This window comes from Shewanella sp. HN-41 (assembly GCF_000217915.1).
In the GTDB taxonomy this organism is placed as follows: Bacteria; Pseudomonadota; Gammaproteobacteria; order Enterobacterales; family Shewanellaceae; genus Shewanella.
The window spans coordinates 618,024-625,416 of sequence record NZ_AFOZ01000014.1; the positions used below are offsets into that span (position 1 = coordinate 618,024).

Consider the following 7,393-nt stretch of genomic DNA (forward strand, 5'->3'; position numbering starts at 1 on the left):
ACATATCATGGCTAGGTATTTCATATTGGCCGCGGCTCTCTTGCTTACAGCTTGCAGTTCGACGCAAAAAAGCCGATTGCAGATGATCCTTTCTATGCACCGGTTTACCCCGAAGCGCCGCCAACCAAAATTGCCGCAACGGGATCCATTTACCAAGATAGCCAAGCGGCCAGTCTCTATTCGGATATTCGCGCCCATAAAGTGGGTGACATCATCACTATCGTGTTGAAGGAAGCGACTCAGGCGAAAAAGAGTGCGGGTAATCAGATCAAAAAAGGCTCTGATATGTCGCTCGATCCTCTCTATGCGGGTGGCGGCAATGTGACCATTAGTGGTGTGCCAATCGATTTACGCTACAAAGACAGCATGAACACTAAGCGGGAATCCGATGCCGATCAAAGCAATAGCTTAGATGGCAGTATCTCCGCGAACGTGATGCAAGTACTCAATAACGGCAACTTAGTCGTACGCGGTGAAAAATGGATTTCCATTAATCACGGCGATGAGTTTATCCGAGTGACCGGCATAGTGCGTTCACAGGATATCAAACCTGATAACACTATCGATTCAACCCGTATGGCCAATGCGCGTATTCAATACAGCGGTACTGGTACCTTCGCCGATGCGCAAAAGGTGGGCTGGTTAAGCCAGTTCTTTATGAGCGATTGGTGGCCCTTCTAAGGAGTCGTATCATGAAATTGAAACTGATTTTAGCGGTTGCCATGCTGGCGTTTTCACTTCCAAGCCAAGCAGAGCGCATTAAAGATATTGCCAATGTTCAAGGGGTTCGTAGCAACCAATTGATTGGTTACGGCTTAGTCGTCGGTTTACCGGGCACGGGTGAGAAGACCCGTTATACCGAGCAGACTTTTACCACCATGCTGAAAAACTTTGGGATCAACTTACCCGATAATTTCAGGCCTAAAATCAAGAACGTTGCCGTGGTTGCTGTGCATGCGGATATGCCAGCGTTTATTAAGCCAGGTCAAGATCTAGACGTTACCGTCTCGAGTCTCGGTGAAGCCAAAAGTCTACGTGGTGGCACCCTATTGCAAACCTTCCTTAAAGGGGTGGATGGCAATGTGTATGCAATTGCCCAGGGCAGTCTCGTGGTCAGTGGTTTTAGTGCCGATGGCTTAGACGGTTCAAAGGTCATTCAAAATACCCCAACGGTAGGACGTATTCCTAACGGTGCGATTGTGGAGCGCAGTGTTGCCACGCCATTTTCAACTGGCGATTATTTGACGTTCAATCTACGCCGCTCCGATTTTTCCACCGCACAGCGAATGGCCGATGCCATTAATGAGCTGCTCGGGCCCGATATGGCCCGCCCATTGGATGCAACTTCAGTACAAGTGAGTGCGCCAAGGGATGTGTCACAACGAGTTTCTTTCCTTGCGACCTTAGAAAATATTGATGTAGAACCTGCAGATGAATCAGCCAAAGTGATTGTTAACTCACGGACTGGCACCATTGTGGTAGGGCAAAACGTCAAGTTACTGCCGGCGGCTGTGACCCATGGTGGACTCACAGTCACAATTGCCGAAGCGACCCAAGTTTCTCAACCAAATGCGTTAGCGAATGGCCAAACAACCGTTACCAGCAACAGTACTATTAATGCCACTGAAAGCGATCGTCGGATGTTTATGTTTAATCCTGGCACGACCTTAGATGAGTTAGTCAGAGCGGTAAACTTAGTGGGCGCGGCGCCGTCAGATGTGCTTGCTATCCTCGAAGCATTAAAAGTGGCAGGTGCTTTGCATGGTGAACTTATCATCATCTAATTTCTGTCGGGAAAATCATGGAAAAGCTTTCAAGTTCATCACATTTTCTTGATCTGGGCAGCCTAGATTCGCTGCGTGTCCAGGCTCAGAAAGATGAGAAGGGTGCCTTGAAAAAAGTCGCCCAACAGTTTGAAGGCGTTTTTGTGCAAATGCTGATGAAAAGTATGCGGGATGCCAATGCCGTGTTCGAATCAGACAGCCCACTGAACAGTCAATACACAAAGTTCTATGAGCAGATGCGTGATCAGCAGTTATCTGTCGATTTATCGGATAAAGGCGTACTCGGCCTTGCGGATATGATGGTGCAGCAGTTATCGCCAGAATCGAGCCAATTCACCCCAGCTTCCGTGCTGCGTAATGATGGCGGTTCGAAACTGCAACATGATGATAAATCTCTTAATATTCCAGCACAAAGCGTTTCGGCATCGAATGCTTTGGGTGAGGAGACTAAGACCGATGCACTGACTGGTGTACCAGCGTCGATTGTTCGACCCAGTTTTGAAGCTGAAAATGCCGATGGGGTAACATCCTCATTAGACATAGATAAACCTGAGCGGTTATTGGCCATAGATGCCCCCAAACCTACTTGGTCTGAACAGCCGTTGTCACCCATTGAGCCTGTGATAAGCGGCCAAATCTTGCCTACGGCGGCATTTAGGGAAACCCAAAAAACACTTAAGTTTGGCAGTCGAGAAGAATTTTTGGCAACCCTATATCCCCATGCAGAAAAGGCGGCAAAAGCTTTGGGGACAAAACCCGAAGTCCTCTTGGCACAATCGGCATTAGAAACGGGTTGGGGACAGAAAATTGTTCGTGGCAATAATGGTGCTCCTAGCCATAACTTATTCAATATTAAAGCAGATCGCCGCTGGCAAGGGGATAAAGCGAACGTGAGTACCTTGGAGTTTGAACAGGGTATTGCCGTGAGACAAAAAGCCGATTTTCGGGTTTACACCGATTTTGAGCACAGTTTTAATGATTTTGTCTCCTTTATTGCCGATGGTGATCGTTATCAAGACGCGAAGAAAGTGGCGGCTTCACCGAGCCAATTTATCCGTGCATTGCAGGATGCTGGCTATGCTACCGATCCTAAATATGCTGAAAAAGTCATCAAAGTGATGCAGTCCATCAGTGAAGAACTGAAGTCGATACTGCCAGGAGAAGACAAATGATCATTCTTCATAGGATGTTAGTTTTGAGGAGTATCGGCTAATGGCTATCGATCTATTAACTATTGCCCGTACCGGTGTGCTGGCTTCCCAATCCCAATTGGGGGTCACCAGTAATAATATCGCCAATGCTAATACCGCGGGTTATCACAGACAAGTGGCCACTCAGACCACCTTAGAATCCCAACGTCTTGGTAATAGCTTTTACGGTACTGGCACTTATGTATCTGATGTAAAACGTATTTATAATGATTATGCGGCAAGGGAATTGCGCATAGGCCAAACAACATTAAGTGGCGCAGAAGCGAGCTATGGCAAGTTGAGTGAACTGGATCAACTGTTTTCTCAAATTGGCAAGATTGTGCCACAGAGTTTAAATGAGCTGTTTTCTGGCCTAAACAGCCTAGCGGACCTGCCCGCTGACTTAGGCATTCGTAGCTCAACCTTGAATGATGCCAAACAATTGGCGAGCAGCTTGAATCAGATGCAGGCGAATTTGAATGGTCAACTTAGTCAAACCAATGATCAAATCACAGGTATGACTAAGCGCATCAATGAGATCAGTACCGAGCTTGCCAATTTAAACCTCGAGTTGATGAAGTCGCCAAATCAAGATGCCATGTTGCTCGATAAGCAAGATGCCCTAGTCCAAGAGCTGAGCCAATATGCACAGGTGAATGTGATCCCCCTAGACAATGGCGCCAAAAGCATCATGTTGGGCGGGTCTGTCATGTTGGTTTCCGGTGAAATTGCGATGACGATGGACACTAAAACAGGCGATCCATTCCCCAATGAGTTGCAGTTGATGTCAAGCATTGGCTCGCAAAGCGTTCCCGCCGATCCCAGTAAATTGGGTGGTCAGTTAGGTGCGCTGTTTGAATACCGTGAACAAACCTTAATTCCTGCTGGCCTTGAGCTTGACCAGCTGGCCTTAGGCGTAGCCGATAGCTTTAATAAATTACAAGCCCAGGGATTTGATCTTAATGGTCAAGTGGGCGCGGATATCTTCAAAGATATCAACGATCCGTTAATGTCATTGGGGCGAGCTGGTGGGTATTCAGATAATACGGGTAACGCAACTTTAGGTGTCAACATCGATGACACTAATTTGTTGACGGGCGGAGCCTACGAATTGTCGTTTACCGCTCCAGCGACCTATGAGCTTAGGGACACGCAATCGGGGGCTATCACCCCATTGACCTTAAACGGGTCTAAGTTAGAAGGTGGCGCCGGATTTTCTATCGATATTAAAGCGGGTGCCATGGCATCGGGGGACAGGTTTGCAATCCGTCCGACGGCAGGAGCTGCCAATGGTATTGAAGTTGTGATGACAGATCCTAAGGGCATTGCGGCGGCTTCACCTAAAATCACCCCAGATACGGCGAACTCGGGTAATACTCAAGTCAAATTAACGCAGATCAGTAATCGCAGCGCCGCAAATTTCCCTGTGACTGGCAGTGAGTTGACTATTCAACTCGATACCACAGCTGTTCCTCCAACCTATGAAGCCTTCGATGCCACAGGTGCATCACTCGGTGCCGCCGCACCTTATACGCCTCCGAGTATCAGTGCCTTTGGTTTTACCTTTGAGGTTGACAGCAGTGCCGCGGCCAGTAACGACAGGTTTACCTTTGATTTATCCTTCGCCGAGGGAGATAACTCTAACGCAGTGGCTATGGCGAAGATGAGTGAAACCAAAGTGATGAATGGCGGTAAGTCAACCCTCGCAGATGTTTTTGAAAATACTAAGCTCGACATCGGCAGCAAGACAAAAGCCGCCGAAGTGCGAGTGGGCAGTGCCGAAGCCGTGTATCAACAAGCCTATGCGAGAGTTGAAAGCGAATCGGGGGTTAACTTAGATGAAGAAGCCGCCAATTTAATGCGTTTTCAGCAAGCCTATCAAGCCTCTGCGCGGATCATGACGACCGCTCAGGAAATTTTTGACACCCTATTGACCTCAGTGCGTTAGGAGATTTAACCATGAGATTATCATCCGCGCAGATCTTCAATCAAAGCATTAGTAGTGTGCTGCAAAAGCAAACGGCGACGAGCAAGATCCTCGATCAATTAAGCACAGGTAAGAAAGTGAATACCGCTGGCGATGATCCTGTGGCGGCATTAGGGATCGATAATCTGAACCAGAAAAATGCGTTAGTCGATCAATTTATGAAGAATATTGACTACGCAACTAATCGCCTCAGCGTGGCAGAGAGCAAGTTAGGCAGTGCTGAAGATTTGACTGGCTCGATGCGGGAGCAAGTCATGCGAGCGGTAAACGGCACACTCTCTGGAACTGAGCGGCAAATGATTGCCGATGAGATGAAAGGAAGTCTAGATGAGTTGCTTTCTATCGCCAATAGCAAGGATGAATCGGGGAATTACCTGTTTTCAGGATTCAGTACAGATAAAGAACCCTTTGCCTTTGATAACTCAACACCGCCCCAAATCGTCTATAGCGGTGATTCTGGTACCCGAAACAGCTTAGTCCAATCAGGCGTTGCCCTTGGTACTAATGTTCCCGGTGATATGGCGTTTATGAAAGCCCCAAATGGGCTTGGTGATTTTAGCGTCAATTATTTGGCCAGCCAGCAGGGGGGATTTAGTGTTAAAACGGCAGAAGTTGCCGATCAATCAACATATGTAGCTGATACATATGTGTTTAATTTCACGGACAACGGTGCTGGTGGAGTCAATTTACAGGTACTAGATTCGGCGAATAATCCGGTGGCAAACGTCGCGAATTTTGATGCAAGCGCTCCAGTCAGTTTTAATGGAATTGAAGTCAGAATTGATGGCAAACCCAGTGCTGGTGACAGTTTTAGCATGGAACCTCAGGCTGAGGTGAGCATTTTTGATACTCTCAGCAATGCCATCGCCTTGATCGAGGATCCTAATTCTGCCAATACCCCACAAGGTCGAGCGCAGTTGGCACAGATATTGAATAATATTGATAGTGGCGTCAATCAGATGAGTTCCGCCAGAAGTGTGGCGGGAAATAATCTGAAAGCCGTCGAAAGTTATGAAGAGACTCACACAGAGGAGAAAGTGGTGAATACATCCGCACTCTCTTTATTGGAAGATCTCGATTATGCGTCAGCGATTACGGAATTTGAAAAGCAACAGCTTGCATTGAACGCAGTCTCTAGCGTGTTTAGTAAAGTGGGTTCTGTTTCCCTGTTTGACTTTATTTAACAGAAAGCACCATACCCAAGATCTGTAAGATAATTTGTTAACAATTTTAGCCAAGCTCCAAGCCTTGGCTGTATAACTAGGAAGAGGAACTCAACATGGCTATTACCGTTAATACTAACGTAACATCCTTAAAAGCACAGAAAAACTTGAATACGTCAAGTGGTGCCTTAGCAACATCAATGGAACGCTTGTCCAGCGGTCTTCGTATTAACAGTGCGAAAGATGACGCGGCAGGTTTAGCTATTTCTAACCGGTTGAACTCGCAAGTTCGTGGTTTGGAAGTTGGTATGCGTAACGCCAATGATGGTATTTCAGTTGCACAGGTAGCTGAAGGTGCTATGCAAGAGCAAACAAATATGCTGCAGCGTATGCGTGACCTAGCAGTACAATCAGTTAACGGTGCAAACTCCACCAGTGACAAAGATGCACTACAAGCTGAGATTGATCAGTTGACCTCAGAAATTACGGCGATTTCTAACTCTACAGCGTTTGGTGATACTAAATTATTGAGTGGTGGATTTACCGCCAAAAATTTCCAAGTAGGCCACCAAGAGGGAGAAACAATATCAATAACGATAACAGCTACAGATGCTACTACTTTAGGTGTTAATGCTTTAGTTGTGTCTAATGACGGCGCCGCATCAACCGCGATAGCCGCAATTGATACAGCATTAACTAGTATTGATACTCAACGTGCTAAGTTAGGTGCCGTACAAAATCGCTTAGCGCATAATATTAGTAACAGTGCTAATACTCAGGCTAACGTGGCTGATGCAAAATCGCGTATTGTGGATGTTGATTTTGCGAAAGAAACTGCCACCATGACTAAGAACCAAGTGTTACAACAAACGGGTTCGAGCATGTTAGCACAGGCTAATCAGCTTCCCCAGGTAGCATTATCTCTACTTGGTTAATAAAGCTTACCACTGATTGTGGATAAATGTTGTTGCCTGCACATTAGTTATGTCGAAAGATAAGCTAATTGATATGCAGGCAAGCCTTTTTGTTAGTTCGCAATTAATTTTATGTAAAAAGACAAAAAAATTTCTAAAGATAAAATAATAGTGGCCGTTATATAAACTGTAACCAATAAGACCGGCCTGGCTTAACGAGGCAGGTAAGTAGATTTAGCCAGGAATAAAGAGGAATCGCATCATGGCCATTACAGTCAACACTAACGTCACATCATTAAAAGCTCAGAAAAATTTGAATTCTCAAGTGGCGCGTTAGACTACTTCAATGGAGACG

5 protein-coding genes and 1 pseudogene are annotated in these 7,393 nt (G+C 46.3%); all 6 read left to right on the top strand.

What is annotated here, in order from left to right; genetic code table 11:
• Positions 1-7 precede the first annotated feature (7 nt).
• The 6 genes and pseudogenes from flgH (at position 8) to SOHN41_RS05455 (ending at position 7,059) form a co-directional block, all read left to right on the top strand.
• Positions 8-681 (top strand): annotated as a pseudogene (gene flgH / locus SOHN41_RS05430) (flagellar basal body L-ring protein FlgH).
• 11 nt (positions 682-692) lie between these two features.
• Complete coding sequence (locus SOHN41_RS05435) at positions 693-1,784, top strand: flagellar basal body P-ring protein FlgI (RefSeq protein ID WP_007646394.1); 1,092 nt, start codon at positions 693-695, stop codon at positions 1,782-1,784.
• Positions 1,785-1,801: 17 nt separating this feature from the next.
• Positions 1,802-2,956 (top strand): flagellar assembly peptidoglycan hydrolase FlgJ, encoded by a 1,155-nt coding sequence (gene flgJ / locus SOHN41_RS05440; protein WP_007646395.1) that lies wholly within the window; start codon positions 1,802-1,804, stop codon positions 2,954-2,956.
• A gap of 40 nt (positions 2,957-2,996) precedes the next feature.
• On the top strand, positions 2,997-4,922 hold the full coding sequence (gene flgK / locus SOHN41_RS05445) for a flagellar hook-associated protein FlgK (protein WP_007646396.1): 1,926 nt from the start codon (positions 2,997-2,999) through the stop codon (positions 4,920-4,922).
• Positions 4,923-4,933: 11 nt separating this feature from the next.
• Positions 4,934-6,145: a flagellar hook-associated protein FlgL gene (gene flgL, locus SOHN41_RS05450; protein WP_007646397.1), complete on the top strand. Its 1,212-nt coding sequence runs from the start codon at positions 4,934-4,936 to the stop codon at positions 6,143-6,145.
• Positions 6,146-6,240: 95 nt separating this feature from the next.
• On the top strand, positions 6,241-7,059 hold the full coding sequence (locus SOHN41_RS05455; protein WP_007646398.1) for a flagellin: 819 nt from the start codon (positions 6,241-6,243) through the stop codon (positions 7,057-7,059).
• Positions 7,060-7,393: the final 334 nt, after the last annotated feature.

Bases quoted from the DNA above. Each gene is read 5' to 3' on its own strand.
- flgL (WP_007646397.1), top strand. From the start codon at position 4,934: ATGAGATTATCATCCGCGCAGATCTTCAATCAAAGCATTAGTAGTGTG.
- SOHN41_RS05455 (WP_007646398.1), top strand. From the start codon at position 6,241: ATGGCTATTACCGTTAATACTAACGTAACATCCTTAAAAGCACAGAAA.
- flgJ (WP_007646395.1), top strand. From the start codon at position 1,802: ATGGAAAAGCTTTCAAGTTCATCACATTTTCTTGATCTGGGCAGCCTA.
- flgK (WP_007646396.1), top strand. From the start codon at position 2,997: ATGGCTATCGATCTATTAACTATTGCCCGTACCGGTGTGCTGGCTTCC.
- SOHN41_RS05435 (WP_007646394.1), top strand. From the start codon at position 693: ATGAAATTGAAACTGATTTTAGCGGTTGCCATGCTGGCGTTTTCACTT.